The organism is Desulfothermobacter acidiphilus (assembly GCF_052073645.1).
GTDB lineage: Bacteria > Bacillota > Desulfotomaculia > Desulfotomaculales > Ammonificaceae > Desulfothermobacter > Desulfothermobacter acidiphilus.
The window spans coordinates 1,575,694-1,594,766 of record NZ_CM125440.1; the positions used below are offsets into that span (position 1 = coordinate 1,575,694).

The following is a 19,073-nucleotide window of genomic DNA, read 5'->3' on the forward strand; positions in this document are numbered from 1 at the left end:
ATTCACACCCCCAACAACCCGGCTATGGCGGACGCCATCTGCTCGCGTCGGTAACCCTCCAGTTCAATAGCTGCGTTGGGACATTCCCCCACGCAGGTTCCGCAGCCCTGGCAGGCCAGCGGCTCAATTTCCACCACCCCTTCTTCCGGCCGGTAGCGGGGAGCTTGGTAAGGGCACACGCGCACGCAAGTCAAACAAGCCACGCAGCGCGAAGCGTCCACCCGTGCCACTTCCCCTTTGCTGGCCAGTTCCCCCGGGAGCAGCAGTGAAGCTGCCCGGGCCGCAGCCGCCATACCCTGCAATAGAGATTCGCGTGAGCTGCAGGGGCCACGAGCCGAACCGCACAAGAAAATGCCCTCGGCGGCAAAATCCACCGGCCGGAGCTTGGGATGAGCCTCCCAAAAGAAACCGTGTTCATCCAGCGGGACTTTGAAAATGCGGCCCAGTTCCCAACGCTCTGGCGGAACCACCAGGGGCGTAGCTAAGACCAGCAAGCCGGGACGCCAGACGAGTTCCTTACCTAGCAGCGGGTCAAAGAGGGTGAGGCGTAGTTCCTCCCCCTCACTCTCCAACCGTGGAGGGTGCTCAGGCGTGTAACGCAGGTAAACCACCCCTTCAGCCCGAGCAGCATCGTAGAGTTCCTCCCGGAAACCGTAAGTACGCACCTCCCGGGCCAGGACGTAAACCTGGGCAGTAGGGCAAAGACGCTTCAACCGGCAGGCCAGCAAAGCGGTTCGGCTGCAGCAAATCCGGCTGCAATACGGTCGCTGGGAAGTGCGCGATTCTACGCATTGGATCAGAACCACCTCGCGTACCCCGGCCAGGGAAGCGATGACTCGCTCCCAGTCATCCTCCAATTCACCCAAGGTTAGTACGCGAGGGTCAGAGCCGTAGCGGTAACTTTGCGGTTTATGCTCCTGAGCTCCGGGGGCCAGGATAATGGCTCCCGCCGCCACCTCCTCGCCGGAATTCAGCTGCACCCGGAAAGCGCCCACGAAGCCTTCGCAACTCACCGGCTCGGTCCCGGTACGCACCTGAATGAGTGGATGGTTCAGTACCCGGGAGCGGAGCTCCTCCAGTATCTGCTGGGGGTCCTCTCCGTCTAGTCCGAAACGAAGCTTCAGCGCCCGGCCCCCCAACTCCGCGCTCCTTTCCACTAGGCACACCTCCACCCCCTGATCGGCTAAGGAAGAGGCGGCACTCAGACCGGATAGCCCTCCCCCCACCACCAGAACTCGGGGAGTCACAGGCACCCTCTCCGGCGTCAGGGGGCGGAGTCGGGCGGCCTTATTCACCCCCATCGCTACCAGCGAAGCGGCTTTGGCGGTCGCTGCCGCCGGCTCTTTATGCACCCAAGAGCAGTGATCCCTTATGTTAACCATTTCCAGCAGATAGGGGTTAAGGCCCGCTTCCTGCAAGGTTTCCTGAAAAAGCGAGCGGTGAGTGCGAGGAGAGCAAGCGGCCACCACGACCCGGTTGAGGCGATGTTTGGCGATAGCCTCCTTGATTAATTGCTGACTATCCTGGGAACAAGCGTACCGGCACTCCCGGGCCCAGACCACCCCAGGAAGCTGCCGCGCCCCGCTAACCACCGCGGGAACATCCACCACGCCGCGGATATTATGACCGCAATCGCAGACCACCACCCCGACACGGGGCTCCCGATCCAGTTCTAATGGTGAAGGGTAGGTAGGAGAAGCCACCCGCGTTCCCCTGGCCTCCTTCAACCAAGAAGCTATTTCGCTCACCGCCGCCGTGGCTTCGATCACCGCCTCCGGGATGTCCTTTGGAGCAGCAAACGTACCCGCCACCATAACCCCCGCTCGGCTGGTGGTGGTGCCGACGCTAACTTGAGAACAAAAGCCGAAGGCCTGCGGCTCCACCCCCAAGCGCTTCAGGAGTTCTCCCGCTTGCGCTGGCGGTGCCAAGCCCAAAGAAAGCACCACCAGATCGAAGAGCTCCTCCCGCACCTGCCCCTCTTCCACCCAGCGAAGGCGCACCCCCTCCCCTTGATCCACCAGGCTGTGGGGGCGACAGGGGACGAAGCGCACCCCATCCTCCTGAGCTCGCAGGGCATACTCCTCAAAGCGCTTGCCCACCGCTCGCAGATCCATGCCTAAAATTACCGTCTCCACCTCGCCCCGGCTACGCTCCCGCACCAGATGGGCTTGCTTGAGAGCAATCATGCAGCAAACTGAGGAGCAAAAAGGCCGCCCCAGACGCCGGTCGCGGGAGCCCACACATTGCCACCAAGCTACCCGGCGAGGGGCACGGCCGTCCAACGGCCGCAGCAAAACCCCGCCGGAAGGCCCGGAGGCGCTCAAGATCCGTTCCATTTCCAGGCTAGTGATAACCGCACCCGGGCGGTTTTTGAGCCAGGGCCAAGGGAGTTGCTCCACCGATAGCAGGGAAGCCCCGACCGTTACCAACACTGCCCCCACCGCCAGCTCCCTCTCCTCCGCCGGCATCTCCAAATCGATGGCCTTGGTGGGGCAGACCTCCTGGCAACGACCGCAACCAATGCAATTCACCCAATCGATGACCGCGGCCCGGGGAAAGGCCTGGGGATAAGGCTGGTAAATGGCCTTACGCCGGCTCAGCCCCTGATTAAACTCGTCGGGAACCTCCACTGGACAAACCCGGAAACAAGCGGCGCAAGCCCGACAGTCTTCCACCCGCACCCCCCGGGGGTGTAACCTCAGCCGCGCGCGGAAATTCCCTGGTTCGCCAGTCAACTCTTCGAGCTCCGCTCCGGTAAACACGGTGATATTCCGGTGGCGCGTGCATTCCACCAGAAAGGGGGAAAGGATGCAAAGGGCGCAATCCTCGGTAGGGAAAGTTTTATCCAGATAAGCCATTCCTCCCCCTATACTGGGAGATTGTTCCACTAAATAGATATAAAACCCTTGCCGCGCCAGCTCTAGGGAGGCCTGAATCCCTGCTATCCCCGCTCCCAACACCAGCACGGATCCTTCCTTGGACATCCTTTCCCCTCCTTAAACCTGCCGGAAGGTTTTCAAGTACGAATCGCAGTACACCTCGCGGTTGAGAATTAGATTAGCGGTGGCTGCTACATTGACCAGTTCCTCATCCTCTACATCGGCGATAGCCGCGTCCAGGCCGCAAGCCATGGCCATGGCCAAAAAGGTGCGATTGATTAGAGGTCGATGAGGGCAGCCCTGGGATATGTTGGATAGCCCCACCACTGTGCGAGGGGGGGGACTGGCCAGAAGCTTAACCTGCCTGATGGTTTCCAATACCTCGGGGCCATGGTCCTGCCCTACATTGACCGGGAGCACTAAGGGATCGATGAATAAATCCTCCATGGGCAGCCCGTAAGCGTCCGCGTGGGCCACCAACTCCATGGCCAGCGCCAGCCGGTCGTTGGCGTCCTTGGGCACCCCTTTCTCGTTCATGGTGAGACCGATCAAGGCCGCGCCGTACTTCACCGCCATGGGAAAGTATAGTTCCATTTTCCAAGCCTCGACCGTGGTGGAGTTAATAATAGCTTTGCCCCGATGCACTTTGAGCCCCGCCTCGATGGCCTCCGGATTAGTGGAATCCAGACAGCAGGGAAGGGGGCTGGCTCCCTGCGCCACCTGCACCAGCCAGGCCATGACGGCGGGTTGCTCTTCCGAAGTCACGGCCGGGCCGGTATTAATGTCCAGGTAACGCGCCCCTCCCCGGGTTTGGCTGATAGCGCGCTGCCGCACCGGCTCGGGATCGCGTCTCTGAATGGCCTCTCGTATATCCCTGAACATGCCGTTGATGCGTTCGCCGATAAGAAGCATAGCCTTCCCTCCTCGATTAATATTGCTGGGGTTGCATCATGAGCTCGATATGCCTCTTAACCTCCCGTAGCGCTTCGGGGTGGCGCAGCACCGCGATATGGCCTCCAGCGTGAATCAGGGGGATAGCGGTGGTGATCTCCCAGAGAATCGCCCGCCGTTTTTGCTCTCCCCACAGGGGATCATCGGGAGTCTTGGCTTCTTTGCTTTTCCAGGCCTCCTGGCCCACAAACATAATCACCGGCATGGACAGCATCTTATCTCCTAGCAGAGCTCCGGTACGCATCCGCTCGATTATGGAGTAAGCGTACTCGATGCCGTAACCCAAGGCACCTATGGATGGGTCCATGACGATGCGCTCGGGCTCCAGATTCATCTCGGTGATTAGGATATTGAGTTGCTTGGCTAGGTTGATGTCCAGGGGGCTGGTGGCTATCACCCCGTGCCCATTGGCGATGCAAGAAGCCACGATGGTCTTGTAGTTCTCCTGGGTGGCCAATCCTAAAAGACAATTCTTTCCTTTCAAAGCATTGGCCACCTCGGGCAGCACGGCCGCGTCTTTCTCCTCCACGTCGCATCCCAGGACGATTAGCGGCACTTCGATGGCCTCCGCCACCGCCCGTGCTACCGCCGCCGCTTCTTCCGGTGTAGCGTTGCCCCGGTCGGGGTGAGTGCGGTACAAGCGCAAGGCCACCAGATCAGCGCCGTACTCCACGCAACGGCGGGCCCAGGCTGCTGGATCGTGGAGCACCCCTTCGTAATAGCAGGACAGGCATTCGGGCCACTCCTCCGGAGCCGTGTCCCAAATCTCCAAGGCTGCCACCGGAGGGTGGGGCATTTCCCCCTCGAAGTGGAGGAAAGGAAGGGTGCTTTCCCCACCCACCTTGACCTGTCGGGGTCCGGTCCCCAGACTAGCTTCCAGTATTTTGCCACGCCAACGTTCCTTGGCCACAACAAACGACATACGCTCTCCCTCCATTAATCACAAGATACCCACACGTTGCAGAAGCTCTCTTACCGCCTGCACCGCCGGGGCCTCGTCGGGTAATGCCAGCAGGGGCCGGCAATGAAGATCGTATTCTGCTACCAGGGGATCGACCGGTATCGTTCCGGCCAGCGGCAATTGGGTTTTGGTTATTTCCGGCAGCAAAGCTTCTTTATCCCCAGGGCGGGCCCGGTTAACGACCAAGAACTCCTGGCCCAACCTTAACTTCAAACTCTGAGCCAACTCCTTAATCCGAGCAGCCGAGCGAATTCCTTTAACCGTGGCGTCGGAAATGACGAAGAAGTAGTCCACGTTCTGAGTGGTGCGGCGACTGAGGTGCTCTAGCCCCGCCTCGTTGTCCATCAGTACGTGAGCGTAACTGGAAACCAACTTCTGCAGCTGGGCGCGAAGCAAATTATTTACATAACAGTAGCACCCTGGTCCTTCCGGCCCCCCCATCACCAGCAGGTCGATGTCCTGCCCCTCCTCCAATGATTGGTGAAGCCGGTAAGCTACGTATTGGTCTTTGGTCATTCCCAAAGGGATCTGCTCCCGGTCCTCGGCTACTGCTTGCATAATGCCCGCTATGGAAGTAGGAGCCTCCATCCCCAGCGCCTGGGCGAGGTTAGCATTGGGATCGGCGTCCACCGCCAGGATGGGGCGGCGCCCCGCTGCCAGGAGGTGCTTGATGGTCAGCGCTATGAAAGTGGTTTTACCCGTTCCACCCTTTCCTGCTACGGCTAAAAACAAACCTTTACGCTCCTTCCTTGGCAAAAAGATCTGCGTTAGTGTGGGGCAAGAAAAGAGCCGCCATGAACTCGTCCATGAAGACGTTGCCCACGCTTAGCTCCACGTAAGTCATGCGGCGAGCCAGCCGGGCCACCTCCTGCCAGGATGAGCGAGAAAGCAGGCATAGCCGCGCCCCCTTTAGTGAAGTGTTACCCACGTAGAAGTAACGTTCCCGGGGAAGATACGGTAACATGCCAATGGCCACGGCGTCATCCACATCGATAAAGCGCCCAAAACCCCCCGCGATGTAAACCCGCTGCAACATTCCTATTTCTAGACCAGCCGCTCTGAGCAACGTATGCAGCCCAGCGAAAACGGCCGCCTTGGCCCGCAACAGGTTTTGCAGGTCACCCTGAGTCACGTAAATGTCGTGCCCGTGAGCGCTCTCCCGGGCCCAAACCAGCACGAACTCCCAGCCCTCCTCTCCTCGGCGCAGACGGGGGGTGCTCAAGCCCTCCACAAAGCGACCGCTCCGATCGATAACCCCCGCGCGCAGTAAGGAAGAGAGGAGGCTTATCAGGCCGGAACCACAGATTCCCAGAGGCTTCTTCCCCTCCACGGTGCGGTAGTAAACCTCCCTCCCACCGGGCAGGACCTCCACTTCCTCGATAGCCCCAGCCGTCGCCCGCATCCCGCAGGTGACGCCGCTGCCCTCGAAAGCCGGCCCGGCCGAGCAAGCGCAGGCCAACAACCAGTCCCGGTTGCCCAACACCATCTCGCCGTTGGTTCCGATGTCTAGAAGCAGGGTGAGTTCCTCTCCCTCCGCCATTCCGGTGACTTCTACCCCGGCCACCACATCCCCCCCGACGTAGCTGGCCACTCCTGGCACCAGGTATAGCCAGGCTTCCGGGTGGGTTTTTAGCCCTAGCTTAACCGCTTTGACCGGAGGGGGAGCGTTGACCGCCGGTACGTAGGGCTCCAAGCGAATATAGGTGGGATCGAGGTTGAGCAGCAGATGCGCCATGGTGGTATTGCCCGCCCCCACCACCGCCCGAATGTCTTGGAAGCGCGCTCCCGCCGCCCGGCAGAGTTCTTCGATGAGGCCGTTAATGGTCTCCAACGCTGCCTGCTGGAGCTCTTCTCTCCCCTCTGGGTATTCGGTGGCATGGATGATGCGGGAAATCACGTCGTCGCCGAAGGCTGCCTGCCGGTTGTAAGTTCCCGCCGTGGCCACCACCCGGCCGCTAGCTAAATCCACCAACTCCGCTGCCACCGTGGTGGTGCCAATGTCCACTGCCAGGCCCCAGGCTTGGACCTCCTGCCCGCGCGGCCGCAATCCCTGGAGCTCGTACAGGTTAGGTGAAACAATCGCTAACTCGCTTGCTAACCGCCAGTTGGCAGACCGCAGGGTACCCGGGAGCTCGGCCAGTAGCTGCCGGCTGATCCAAAGGGGAGCTACTCCCCGCCGCTCCAGGGCCCAGCTTAACCTTCCCCAATCGTCGGTAGGGTCCTCCAGGGTGGGAGGGTCCAGGTCGATCTCCTGGAGCCACCATAGGGGTTCGCGGTGGAGCGGAACCGAATTCTCCTCCGCCTTTAGCACCCGGTGGGCAGAGAGGCGAGAGCTATCCGGAACCAAGACGGTGACTTCACCGACGGGCAGCGCTTGACAGGCCAGCACCCACCCCTCCTGCCGCTCTTGCTCGCTCAAGCGGGGATTGTGAGGAGCAGTCACTCGGCCCTCCAGAACCTGCACCCGGCAACGTCCACACACACCTTCCCCGCCGCAAGCCCCTTTGAGAATTATTCCGGCCCGCGCTGCGGCCTGCAAAAGAGTCTGCCCCTTCGGCACTTCTACCGCAACCCCTTCGGGGAGAAAACGAACCCTGGACATGACGCGCCTCCTCAATTACTCTGCCAGTGCTGCTTGAGAAAGGCGGGAATACCCGCCGATTCGCGGGGCCCCACCAGCACCTCCCAGCCCGAGAGTTCCTGCAACTTGCCGCTGAGCACCGCCACCCCTCCTGGAATGACCACTTTGCGGTGTTTAATCCGCTCCGCCAAGCCACTCTCGTTGAGCGCCTGGGCTATCTTCTCCGGGGTAAACTTACCCGCTGCCCAAGCCGTGAGAACCGAGGTGCCATCGGTGTCCACCGTGAGGATATATGAAGGAACCCGCGAAGCCTCCACATCGGCAGCCACGCAAAAGTAAGTGAGCGAAAAATTGGTGGTTACAAAAACCGGAGACTCTGGAGTCACCGCCCCAATCTCATAAATCTTGGGCTCCACCGCGATCGGCTTCTGCGGATCGGTGTAAAGGTTAAGACGCAGCGTCACCAGAGGCAAGACCTCGGCCGGGTCATCGGAGTCCAACACCACGATGCCGGCGTACTTGGCTATGGCTAGCGTCGCTTCAGCAACCCGGCCGGCCGGATCGGACGCGGTGGAGAAGGTGATGGTGGGAAAACCCAGGGGACGGAAGCGCTTAAGCGCCTGGCGCCGGATCTGGGTCTGGTCGGCCAGCACCTGAGAAGGGTGGCGGGCACCGGAATCCAGCACCAATTCGGTCACCCCCGCCCCGCTCACCCGGCCTACCAACTCCACCAGCGCTGCCAGATTTTCCCCTCGAACCGCCAAAGGCACCTTAAACTCCTTGGCTAGCGCCACCATCGGCTCCCAATTATCCTTGGTGGCCGCATAAATCAGAGGGCGGGCCTCCCCGGCCACCGACAGAGCTGCCCGTTGCACCTCCGGCTCCTCGCTCAGCAGCACCAGGGGCCAATCCGTAGCCTCGGTCACCAGCCTGACAGCTGCCTTGAAAGTCTCGGGATCGCCCGAGCGACACTCCAAAGCCACCATATTGGCGCAGTGAATCTGCCCTACCCGGTCGAAGCAGAGGCGCCGGAAGGAGTCTAAGCGTTGGCGCAGGTGCTCTTCACCCTCGTTATCTGGGAAGAGGATCGCCAGACCGGGCGGGTGTTCAAAGCGCTTGTCATGGCGGAAAAGCACCGTCTCGTCGCCAATGGCCAGCGCCTTTTCCCCCGTACCGATAGTAACCAGAGCTATGGGGGGAGCCGAAGCCGCCCCCAGAGCCGCCTTGGCCTCCTCGCTCACGTAAGGACAGGCATCGATAGAAGCTTTACCCGCCGCCAATTGCATGGCAAAGGCTAAGCAGGTGGGCTGGCCACACTCCTTGCAATTCTTTTTCGGTAAAAGCTTATAAATTTCTAAACCGGTAAGGCCCATCGCTTCTCTTTCGCCTCCTTGTCAGAAAAGGGGATCCATGGTTAGTGCCGGATGGCCTTTTTCCTCCAGAAAAGGAAGGATCTCTTCGGTAGTGACTCCCACTGTCTCATCGGCGATCTTCTCTACGAAATCGCGGCCCAACCCCTCTTCCTCCGCCCTCTCCTCCAGCACCGAGCGCATCTGGGCTTTAAATTCCTTGGGCATCCAGACCACCCGCGCCAAGCCTCCATCGGCCCGCACGAATTTCTTAGAAGCCAAGTAACTCTTACCTATCCCCATGAAGCCCGGCGTCTGCACCCCACCCCCCACGCTGCCGGCCAGGGTGGAGAAAGTCATGCCACAGGGAGTCATCCCTGGGTATTCCCGGTTAACGATCATGAAGCCATTGCACTCGGGAAGTATCACCATTATAGCTTCGAAGCAGCCACAAGAGGTTAATGGGTATTCCATAATGGTGTAGAAATTAACTGCCTCGATGCTTCCACGCGAGTGCTCGTAGATGAATTGGTTGCAGGTCTCCCACTGGCCCTTCCACTCGTCGATAACCCCCTTCTTGGGCACCGGCTGGTTACAGCCGTGAGGATTAATTTCATAGGCAGCTTTGGCATCCAGCCAGCTCACCGCCCCGCATAGACCTACCCGTTCCGGCAAAACTATGCAGACATGAGTGGGAGCAAAGGTCTGGCAGAGAGTGCAGGAGTAGAAAGTATCCACCGCTTCATCGCTCAGCTCTTTAAGCCGGGCATCGCGCCGGGCATAAACCTGACGGGCCTCCTCGCGCAGCTGCAGCACCTTGTCTTCTTCCGTGTAGATGGTAACCTGAACCCGGTCGATAACATTGGCGAACTCCGACTTAATTTTAGCGTACAGTATATCACCAAAGTGGCGCACCCGGAAACCGGCCTGGAAGGCCGCCTTGGATATGCGCACCCAAATGATGTCTCGCTGCCCCATATGCCACACGCCCTGAGCATAGTTGACGAAATAATGGAAGCGCCGCTCGATTACTGGTTCGAAATCCTCCTGCATCTTACGCCCGTAAACGTCCACCACTATGCCAAGGGGCAGCTTCCCTCCCTCGGGTACGCTGTCCGCTTCAGGACCAACGACTTCGATCCGGCCGTCCTCCACTTCGTGCGCCTCGCGGGTACGCACCAATTCGAAGGCCGGGGTGCGCTGACCTCCAAATTCTACCTGCATGTCGCCCTTGCGCACGCTCTCCCCTTCGAAGGCCGGGCCGTAAGCTACCGGCACCGGCACTTTGGCCACGGTAATCTTAAGCCCCCGCACCTCTATAGCCCGGCTTACAATTTTTTCGTGCGGCACGCTGGAAACCACGTGCTCGTACGTGCAAACTCCGTAGGGCAAGATTTGGGGTATGTCGGTGTCGGCGATGGTGGGAAAACCGAAATTAATGGCTCCGGCCGCCTGAGCGTACTTCTCATCGTCCACTTCACCCAAAGCAATGACGAAAGCGAAAACCCGGTTCTTATTGTAAAGGAGAACCCGACGGAAATCCCCTGGCTTGACGTTACCGAAGGACAAAGCCACTCGGGTGGCGAAGCCCAATGAAAATACGGTGGCCGTGATATCCTTGCCGAAAGGCACTAGGCGGGTATCCCAGCCGAGCTCCACCCCTTCTTCGGCCAGCTGCTCGGCCATGCTCTTGCCATTGGTAGCAGCTGACATAAAAACATATAGGCTTTTTTCCTGGAGCTCGCGAGCGATCTGCACCGCGATCTCGTTGGTGGGAGCCGCCCCCACTATGGCAGCGAACCCCGGCGCCGTACCGTCAACGAATTCGATGCCCCGCTTGCGTAGAATGGCATCGTCAGCCGCCCCCAGCCACAGGGTACCGTTGCGAGGAGCCGAGGTCATGGTGTAGGGGGGCGATTCCTCCAGGTATTTAAGGGCCTCGATAATCTCGTCAGCGAAAAGGGTAGCCATACCGGCATCCAGGGCGGGACCGAGGTAGGGAAGCCAGAGTTTAGACTCGGGCTCCGGCGGCAAGAGGGCCTTCACCCGCTCCATCACCGGGATCATGTCCCCGATTTTCTCCACCGCCACACCGGTAACGCCGTAGATAACTGGGAGGTAGTAGCCGGTGTTGGGAAAGGCCACGGGGTGATCCGGCCCATACTTCGCCAGGGCCTCTTGCAGGGCTTCCTCCGCCCGAGATGCGATCCTATGCGCACCTCTTATAGCCGCCGCAGCAATTATCCTAGACAACTTCGAGCTTCCTCCTCATCTCCATGTCGTAAAGCACCCTCTCCCTGGCCACGTCAATGCCCAAAGCCTTGCGCTTAGCATCGATATGCTCGATGATGACGCGCGCCATGGCCACCGGATCGGGCTCATAGAACCAATGAGCGCCCACATACTCCTCCATGCCGCCGAAGACGAAGTCGGAAAGCTTCGAGCTCCCCGATGTGGGAAAGGCCACGCCGAATCCCACCGTCACGCCACTGGTGACGAAATACTGGCCTATGGCGATGGCCTTTTCGCTCATCCACTCCGGAGCGCACCCGCAGAGCGGTAACTCGGAAATATCTTCTCCTAACCCCCCTTCCTTGACCATCTCGGTGGCGGCTATCAAAAGCCGACTGTTATCCACGCAGGAGCCGCAATGCAGCACCGGGGGCATTCCCACCGCCTCGCAGACCTCCCGCAAACCGGAACCCGCTATCTCCGCCGCCTCCGGCACAAGCAGTCCCTCCTTGGCGCAATTGATAGCCGCGCAACCCGTTACTAGCACCAGCACATCGTTGGCGATGAGTTCGCGCACCAAAGTGGTGTGCAGATCGCCAAAGCGCACCCGGGGATTCGAACAACCCACCACAGCGGCCACGCCGCGGATGCGCCCGTTGACCACATTATCGTTCAAAGGCCGATAAGAGGCCCGGAACCGACCCCCCAGAATATACTTGATGGTCTCGTGGCTGAAACCGGCCACCAGATCCATCTCCTCGGCAGGAATCTCCACCTTCCGCCGCTGAGGAAAGCGCTTTATCGCTCGCTGCACTATCTCTCTGGCCACTTCCAGGCCCCTTTGGGGATCAAACTCCAGATGGGTTACACCGGGTAGCCGAGCTCGGGAAGAAGTGGTGAAGAGCTCGGTATGGTAGCAACGGGCCACCTGCCCCAAACCCTGCATGATGCATTGCACGTCCACCGCCATAGCCTCCACCGCCCCGGTGGCCAGGGCTAGTTCTTGCTGCAGCACGCTTCCCGCCACCGGCACCCCTTTCCGCATCAGAATCTCGTTGGCCGTACAGCAAATGCCAGCCACGTTGATACCCGTGGCTCCCACCGCCCGGGCCTGGGCCTGGAGTTCTTCGTCTTTGATCGCCAGCAAAATGAGCTCGGGCAAAAGTGGCTCGTGCCCATGCACAATGATGTTTACCTGGTCAGACCTTAACACCCCCAGGTTAACTTTAGCCCGGATAGGCACCGGAGTGCCGAAGATAATGTCCTGGAGCTCGGTGGCGATCATGGACCCGCCCCAGCCGTCCGCCAAGGAAGCGCGCATCCCATGCAACATCAGGTGCACGTATTCCTGATCCACGCCCATATGGGTCCGGTGCATCATCTCCACAATCTCACGGTCGATGCCCCGGGGGACTATGTTCAGCTTTTGCCACACCTCTTGCCTTTTAGCTGGGGCCCGGCGGATAAAACTCAACTCCCCTTCCTGTTGCCCGAACTCCGCCAGAACCCTCAGCGCCACTTCCTCCGCCAAGAGGCTAGTGCTCTTGCCCGCGGGATCAAGACCCAGATCTTGAGCCACCGCCCACAACTTTTCCTCGTCCCGGATCTCAAAACCAGGGGCTTCTCCTCGCACGGCGGCTAAGAAAACCAGAGCCACTTCGCGAGCGTGATCGGAGTGAGCCGCCGCCCCTGCAGCGATCATGCGGCCAAAATTGCGGGCAGCGATGGTCTCGGCCGTAGCGCCGCACACCCCTGCATCCCGCCCATCGTCTTTTACCCGGCAAGGCCCCATATAGCAAATACGGCAACAAGTCCCTCCCGTACCGAAAGGACAGGGCTTCTTTTCCTGCACCCGGTGGAAAGCCGTGGAGACTCCTTCGCGGGTCGCCTTATCGATCATCTGCCGGCTGGCACTGCAATTGGTAAAAGCTTCTGCTTTCACTTACCTTCGCCTCCCCCAACTTCGACAAGCCGCTCCAGGCGGGCCCACACCGTCTCTCCCAGCGTTTCCGGAAGAAAGAGGGCAGCGGCCGCGGGAGAATGAGCCGGCACCGCGGCCACTCCTCGCTCCAAAGCTGGGTCCAGATGTACCCGGGTAACGTAAGCCCCACCGGCGGTGGTTATCTTGATCTCCGCCCCTTCCTCTAACCCCTCCTCCGGAGATAGGGCCACGAAATCGCCCCCGTGAGGAAGCAGCGAAGTCAAACCGCTTTTTTCCAACCAATCGTACCGGTAAAAGGAAGGATAGAAAGCCCTTATGGTCAAGCGCCACGCTCCCTCGCCAGACGGAGGTGACACTGAACCCACTTCCCAGAAGCCTGGCCGCCTCTCGGCCGGCACCAACCCAAACTCTGGCGTCACTGACCTAATCTCGTTAAATAGCGCCTCTTGAGTGGACAAGTTTAGTTCAAAGTTCATTTTCGCCGCTAGCAAGGAAAACACCTGCCAGGGCATAAGAGTGCGGGAGGGGATAGCCGGCGATAAATGATGCACATCTCCGTGCGCCGCAATCACGGTTCCACCGGTCTCCGGCAACGCCGCCAGGGGCAGGACCACTTGAGCTCGCGCTGCCGTTGGGGTCAAGAACAGATCCTGCACCACCAGAAAATCGAGCTCCTCCAGCTTAGCCGCTACCCGGTCACGGCCGGGATAGCTGCCCAGCGGGTCTTCTCCTAGTAGGTATAAGGCTTTAACCGGACTACCCGGTTGCAACATAGCCGTCAGATCCAGTCCTAGCTCCCCGTTGGGCACACGGCCCCAAAAAGCGGCGAATTCCCCCGCTGCTATGGGAACGGGGCGTAATCCCGGGAAGAACTCCACCACTCCCCCCATGCGCCAGACCCCCTGCGCGTTAACCAGCGAGCAACAGGGGAAAAGCGCCTTCTCTCTCCGGCCAGTTAATAACAGCAAATTAAGCGCCGCTTTCCCCGTAGCCGCCGTCACACCATCCAGAGGCAGCAGCAACACCCCTTTGACCTCTCCTGCCCACAGTTCTGCTGCCCGCGCCAACTCCTCCTCCGGTAATTCCAGCGGCATAGCAGTCAGTTTCTCAACTTCGGCGGCGAAGCCGGTAAAATTGGGTATCCGCTCGGCCAAGGTGCGGTAGGCGGGTTGCTGCAAAATCAACCGCGCCAGGTGCGCTAGCACCAGCGGCTCTTCTCCCGGGCAGGATCGCAACCAGGCGTGAGCCACGCGAACTGGCCGGTCACGGTAAAAACTCAGGTATATAAGCTTGGCTCCCCGGGCAACCGCCCGCTTAATATAGCTCCAGGCGGCCGGAACCCGCTGGCAGACATCGCCCACCAGAAAAAGCACGTCGGCCTCTAACACCTCCTGCCAGCCGGCGTAACCCTCTGGCCCCCCCGTGACCGCGCAAACTGCCGCCAAGAGCTCGCTTCCAGCGCCTAATCTCAAGCTGCTATCCACGTTGCCGGTGCGGAGGCCAGCTCGGAAGAGCTTCTGAAAGGCGTAAGCCGTCTCGCAGCTGACCAGCGGACTCAAAATTCCGCCCACCCCTTCGGCACCGTAGCGCTCCCGCGCCTGCTGCAACTGCTCAGCCACCAGATCCAATGCCTCATCCCACCTGGCCGGCACCAATTTCTCCCCCTGACGCAGTAGGGGCGAGGTCAGGCGCTGGTCGCTCTGCAGGTATCCGTAACCGAAACGCCCTCGGGCGCAGAGGTAAGCCACCGGGCTAGGAGAACTCACCTTAACTATTTCTCCCCGGCGCAGGTGGTAATGGAGCTCGCAGGCAGCTCCACAATAAGAGCAATGGCTGGGCGTTTCGGTCAACTCCCACTCCCTTCCCCGGCCCAGACGCGCTTTTTCCAAAAGTGCCCCTGTGGGGCAAACCGAAACACAGCTCCCACAGAAATCACAACCCGAAGCTAAAAGAGAGCGATCCAGCGGAGTAGCCACCCGGGTCTCGATACCCCGCTTCACAAAATCGAGGATATCGGCCCCTTGAAGCCGGCACACCCGGATGCAGCGCCCGCATAGAATGCAAAGGTTATAGTCCCGAACAATAAAGAGGTCTTCCTTAACCTCATAGCCGGGGTTGCAGACCTCGAAAAAGGGCTGCTTGATACCCAACTCGTAAGCGTATTGCTGGAGCTTGCAGCTACCGCTTTTATCGCAGCTCAGGCACAAGCCTGGATGCCGCGAAAGCAGGAGCTCGATGACAAATTGGCGGGCTTCCAAAACCCTGGGCGTACGGGTATGGACCACCATCCCCTCCGCTACCCGACGCATACAAGCCACTACCAGCCCCTTGATTCTTTCCACTTCTACCACGCACAGGCGACAGGCTCCCGTGCCCTCTAACCCGGGACAATAGCACAGGTGCGGAATATCTATCCCCAGCGCTTCCGCTGCGTGCAAGATGGTGGTCCCTTCGGGAACCGTGACCTCCCTCCCATCGATGGTAAGCGTGACCATCCCGGCCAAGACCTTTCTCCCCTTTCTGGACGAGCTTTAAGCCAGTTCGATGGCGTTCTCCGGGCAGGCCGAAACGCACATCCCGCAGCCGTTGCACCGACTGGACAGAATAACGTAGGGTCGATTGTCGGTGCGGTAAGGCACATAAGGATCCCCTATGATGGCGCCGGTGGGGCAAAGAGTGCGGCAGATATCACATTGCGTGCACCGCTCGGGATCGACGCGGTAGCGATTGAGTTCGGGGCAAACGCGCTGCGGACAACTTCCTTCGGCGTGAGCCGTGAAATCGTCAGCCGCCTCCGCCAGCTTTTTCTCCAACTTTTCCAAAGCTTCGTGACCAAACTTGCACCGTCCGGTAAGCTGCACGCCCCGAGCCAAAAACCGCAGCTCCTCCAACTTGGCAGCCCCCCCACGCCCGTGCTGGAGATGTTCCAGCGCAGCAAAGACCAAAGGTGCCGCCAACAGGCAGGGCAAACACCGCCCGCAAAGTTTGGACTGAGCGAATTCTTCGTATTCGGCGTAAGCCTGTTTCACCGCACAGAACTCACCTTGCTCCACTCTTCCTCCCCTCCCGCCGGTTCAATGTAGATGGCGCCCACGGGGCAAACCCCCAAACAGGCACCGCAGCGCTGGCACAGATCGGGCGCGATAAAAAACCCATCGCGGCGCTCCAATATGGCTCCCTGGGGGCAAGCCTCCCGGCACCAGCCGCATTGCACGCAATCTTCGCCGATGACGTACCGACCCACCTTAGTGCAGGAGCCAGCCGGACAGCGCTTTTCGCGGATATGAGCCTCGTACTCCTCCCGAAAGTATTTGATGGTTGAAAGAACCGGGTTGGGAGCGCTTTGGCCCAGACCGCAAAGGGCCGTCTCCTTGATTTTCCTCCCTATGGACTCCAGGAGCTCGATGTCCCCCTCTCTTCCCTCGCCGGCTACTATGCGATTAAGAATCCGGAGCATCTCGTAGGTGCCAATCCGGCAGGGAGTGCATTTACCGCAAGACTCCTGCTGGGTAAAGTTAAGAAAAAAGCGAGCGAACTCCACCATGCAGGTGCTCTCATCCACCACCACCATGCCACCCGAACCCATCATGGACCCGAGGCGGCTCAGAGACTCGTAATCTACCGGAGTGTCGAGGTAGGGTTCGGGAATACATCCTCCCGAGGGTCCTCCCGTCTGCACCGCCTTGAACTGGGAATCGCCGAGCATCCCTCCCCCCAACTTATCCACGATATCCCGCAGGGTGGTACCCATAGGCACCTCGATAAGCCCGGTATTCTTCACTTTCCCAGTAAGACAAAAGGCTTTGGTGCCTTTGGAGCCTTCGGTACCGTATTGTGCGTACCACTCGCCCCCCCGCAATATAATGACAGGTATATTAGCAAAGGTTTCTACATTATTGAGACAGGTGGGCATTCCCCACAAGCCCTTTTCCACCGAGCGTGGCGGGGTCACGCGCGGAGAAGGGCGCTTTCCCTCGATGGACATCATGAGGGTGGTAGACTCGCCGCAGACAAAGGCTCCCGCTCCTTTTTTGATTTGGATATCGAAGGAAAAGCCCGTGCCGAGAATATTCTCTCCTAGCAACCCGTAAGCCCGGGCCTGCTCCAGCGCCACTCCCAAGCGTTTTACCGCCAGAGGGTACTCTTCCCGGACATAGATATATCCTTCCCGGCAGTCACCGATGGCGTAAGCGCAGATTATCATACCCTCGATGACGGCGTGGGGATCTCCTTCCATGAGGCTGGCATCCATAAAAGCCCCAGGGTCGCCCTCATCGCCGTTGCAGATCACGAATTTGCGCTCCCCAGGAGCTCGGCGCGCCCCCTCCCATTTCACACCGGTGGGGAAGCCAGCCCCCCCTCGACCGCGGAGGCCGGACTTCTTCACCTCTTCGATCACTGTAGTGGGGTCCAGGCTTTGGAGCACCCGCGCCAACGCCGTGTAGCCGCCAACAGCCAGGTAGTCTTCGATATCCATGGGGTTGATCTTACCCAGGTTCCGCAGAGCGATTTTTAGCTGGTGCTGGAAAAAAGACATATCCTCCGGACGCCGACACAGCCTGCCGGTCAGCGGGTCACGGTAATAGTGCTGCACCAACTCCCCGCCCCGTTTTAGCACCACATCGACGATTTTGGGGACGTCGGCAGCCGTTACCCGATGCAGAAACCAGCCCCGCGGCTCCACCGTTATTACTGGAGCTCCCTGACAAAACCCCTGACATCCGGTGGGTATGACCCGCGCTGCCACTCCCTGCCGGGCGATTTCTTCCTGAAAGGCGCGAAAGGTTTCCTCTCCCCCGGCGGCCAAGCAACCCGTGCCCTGGCAGACTTTGACCACCAGCCCCATTCGCGCGCGCCGCTTTGCCAAGTCACTTACTCTTTCCTCCAGCTCTTGAAGGCTAGCTATTCTGCTCATGTCCATTCCCTCGCTTCAAAGAAGCGAGCAACCGCGCCGGGTTACCCACGGTATGCACTTTATCGTTTACCATCACCACCGGTGCCAGGGCGCAGCAACCCACGCAGTTAACCGCTTCCAAAGTGAACTCTAGATCGGGCGAAGTCTCTCCCGCTTTAAGCCCCAGTTCCTCCGACAACCTGGACAGGACGCGCTCCGAGCCCCGAACGTGGCAGGCCGTACCGCGGCACACTTTGATAACCGTACGCCCCCGGGGCGCAAAGTAGAAACGGGCGTAGAAGGAAGCCATGCCGTAAAGTTCGGCCAGCGACATACCGAGTTCCTCGGCCACCACCGCCATAGCCTCCGGAGGTAGATAGCCAAAGCGCCCCTGTACGTCCTGCAGCACATGGGTAAGTACCCCTTCACGTCCCTTGTAACGAGCCACTATCTCCCTCGTGACCGCCACTTTATCGTTCATTGCAAGCGTCCCTCCATTAAAGTTGCTTTTATTTCTCGTACCCGCTCCTGAAAGCTCGAACCCCCCGCTCCATCTCCAGACCACAGTAACTCGTCGTAAGGAAGCAAGGCCAGCACCTTGCCGGGGAAGCTCCGACGGATCGACTCCTCTTCTTGTGGAGTACGCACCTTATTGCCCACCACCGCAACCCGCCGGATTCCCAGATCTTCGGCTAAACGCTCCACCAGGAGCGCCGTGTGCAAACTGCGGCGATTGGGTTCGGTGACAATGAGCAAGATATCCACACCCTGAGCCGTCCCCCGCGAAAAATGCTCTATCCCAGCCGGCGTATCCATCACCACCACCTCATCCCGCTCCAATAAGAGGGCATTGATCAAAGCGTGCATAAAAGCATTCTCCCGGCAGTAACAACTGGTTCCTCCCTTTTTGACCTCTCCTAAACGCATAAAAAAAATATTTCCAACGCAAAAACAGAACTCTTCCAGCACTTCGGCCACCGGGGGGTTCAGAGTAAAAAAGCCACCCTCGCCCCCCATAACCGCTTTGATCTTTTCTCCCAACTTTACCACCGGGACAATGCGATCGGCCTCCTCTTCGGTAAGGCCAAGCGCCAACGCTAAGCTGGCGTCCGGATCAGCGTCCACAGCGTAAACCCGCCGATGGGTGGCAGCGTAAGCCCTAATCAAGGCGGCCGCCAAAGTGGTTTTCCCCGCCCCTCCTTTGCCCGAGATGGCAAGCTTAACCCCTCGCACCGCTTCAATCCCCTACCAATGTCCATAGCTTTAGGAATAGTTTTAACACGC

General features: G+C 59.6%; 13 protein-coding genes. All 13 read right to left on the reverse strand.

From position 1 onward, the window contains the following. Window positions 1-2 precede the first annotated feature (2 nt). The 13 genes from ACTLLP_RS08015 to ACTLLP_RS08075 are packed head-to-tail and all read right to left on the reverse strand — an operon-like array spanning window position 3 to window position 19,022. The gene (locus tag ACTLLP_RS08015; RefSeq protein WP_441058692.1) at window positions 3-2,984 is read right to left on the reverse strand and encodes a 4Fe-4S binding protein; all 2,982 of its coding nucleotides are present in this window, start codon (window positions 2,982-2,984) and stop codon (window positions 3-5) included. A gap of 12 nt (window positions 2,985-2,996) precedes the next feature. Further along, window positions 2,997-3,791 carry a methyltetrahydrofolate cobalamin methyltransferase gene (locus ACTLLP_RS08020; RefSeq protein WP_441058694.1) on the reverse strand — a complete coding sequence of 265 codons (795 nt, stop codon included), beginning with the start codon at window positions 3,789-3,791 and terminating at the stop codon, window positions 2,997-2,999. A 16-nt stretch (window positions 3,792-3,807) separates the two neighbouring features. Further along, a complete protein-coding gene (locus tag ACTLLP_RS08025) occupies window positions 3,808-4,752 on the reverse strand; it encodes an acetyl-CoA decarbonylase/synthase complex subunit delta (RefSeq protein WP_441058696.1) in 945 nt (314 codons plus the stop codon). An 18-nt stretch (window positions 4,753-4,770) separates the two neighbouring features. After that, complete coding sequence (locus ACTLLP_RS08030) at window positions 4,771-5,523, reverse strand: ATP-binding protein (RefSeq protein WP_441058698.1); 753 nt, start codon at window positions 5,521-5,523, stop codon at window positions 4,771-4,773. Window positions 5,524-5,527: 4 nt separating this feature from the next. Continuing rightward, window positions 5,528-7,393: an ASKHA domain-containing protein gene (locus ACTLLP_RS08035; protein WP_441058700.1), complete on the reverse strand. Its 1,866-nt coding sequence runs from the start codon at window positions 7,391-7,393 to the stop codon at window positions 5,528-5,530. Window positions 7,394-7,404: 11 nt separating this feature from the next. Beyond that, complete coding sequence (acsC, locus tag ACTLLP_RS08040; RefSeq protein ID WP_441058702.1) at window positions 7,405-8,745, reverse strand: acetyl-CoA decarbonylase/synthase complex subunit gamma; 1,341 nt, start codon at window positions 8,743-8,745, stop codon at window positions 7,405-7,407. 21 nt (window positions 8,746-8,766) lie between these two features. Beyond that, complete coding sequence (gene acsB, locus ACTLLP_RS08045; RefSeq protein ID WP_441058704.1) at window positions 8,767-10,974, reverse strand: acetyl-CoA decarbonylase/synthase complex subunit alpha/beta; 2,208 nt, start codon at window positions 10,972-10,974, stop codon at window positions 8,767-8,769. Continuing rightward, complete coding sequence (cooS, locus tag ACTLLP_RS08050; protein WP_441058706.1) at window positions 10,967-12,895, reverse strand: anaerobic carbon-monoxide dehydrogenase catalytic subunit; 1,929 nt, start codon at window positions 12,893-12,895, stop codon at window positions 10,967-10,969. Before cooS ends, acsB begins: the two co-directional genes overlap by 8 nt. Then, window positions 12,892-15,390: a molybdopterin-dependent oxidoreductase gene (locus ACTLLP_RS08055; protein ID WP_441061723.1), complete on the reverse strand. Its 2,499-nt coding sequence runs from the start codon at window positions 15,388-15,390 to the stop codon at window positions 12,892-12,894. Before ACTLLP_RS08055 ends, cooS begins: the two co-directional genes overlap by 4 nt. A gap of 36 nt (window positions 15,391-15,426) precedes the next feature. Beyond that, window positions 15,427-15,948, reverse strand: coding sequence for a 4Fe-4S binding protein (locus ACTLLP_RS08060; protein ID WP_441058708.1), 522 nt, complete (start codon window positions 15,946-15,948; stop codon window positions 15,427-15,429). Next, a complete protein-coding gene (locus ACTLLP_RS08065; RefSeq protein WP_441061726.1) occupies window positions 15,921-17,741 on the reverse strand; it encodes an NADH-ubiquinone oxidoreductase-F iron-sulfur binding region domain-containing protein in 1,821 nt (606 codons plus the stop codon). The genes ACTLLP_RS08060 and ACTLLP_RS08065 overlap by 28 nt, the downstream gene beginning before the upstream one ends. A gap of 52 nt (window positions 17,742-17,793) precedes the next feature. After that, a complete protein-coding gene (locus tag ACTLLP_RS08070) occupies window positions 17,794-18,270 on the reverse strand; it encodes an NADH-quinone oxidoreductase subunit NuoE family protein (RefSeq protein ID WP_441058710.1) in 477 nt (158 codons plus the stop codon). Then, the gene (locus ACTLLP_RS08075; RefSeq protein ID WP_441058712.1) at window positions 18,267-19,022 is read right to left on the reverse strand and encodes an ATP-binding protein; all 756 of its coding nucleotides are present in this window, start codon (window positions 19,020-19,022) and stop codon (window positions 18,267-18,269) included. The genes ACTLLP_RS08070 and ACTLLP_RS08075 overlap by 4 nt, the downstream gene beginning before the upstream one ends. Between the last annotated feature and the right edge of the window lie 51 nt (window positions 19,023-19,073).

Coding starts and splice junctions, on each gene's coding strand:
- ACTLLP_RS08015 (WP_441058692.1), bottom strand. CDS start 2,984: ATGTCCAAGGAAGGATCCGTGCTGGTGTTGGGAGCGGGGATAGCAGGG.
- ACTLLP_RS08025 (WP_441058696.1), bottom strand. CDS start 4,752: ATGTCGTTTGTTGTGGCCAAGGAACGTTGGCGTGGCAAAATACTGGAA.
- ACTLLP_RS08020 (WP_441058694.1), bottom strand. CDS start 3,791: ATGCTTCTTATCGGCGAACGCATCAACGGCATGTTCAGGGATATACGA.
- ACTLLP_RS08065 (WP_441061726.1), bottom strand. CDS start 17,741: ATGGGGCTGGTGGTCAAAGTCTGCCAGGGCACGGGTTGCTTGGCCGCC.
- ACTLLP_RS08035 (WP_441058700.1), bottom strand. CDS start 7,393: ATGTCCAGGGTTCGTTTTCTCCCCGAAGGGGTTGCGGTAGAAGTGCCG.
- ACTLLP_RS08070 (WP_441058710.1), bottom strand. CDS start 18,270: ATGAACGATAAAGTGGCGGTCACGAGGGAGATAGTGGCTCGTTACAAG.
- ACTLLP_RS08055 (WP_441061723.1), bottom strand. CDS start 15,390: ATGGTCACGCTTACCATCGATGGGAGGGAGGTCACGGTTCCCGAAGGG.
- acsC (WP_441058702.1), bottom strand. CDS start 8,745: ATGGGCCTTACCGGTTTAGAAATTTATAAGCTTTTACCGAAAAAGAAT.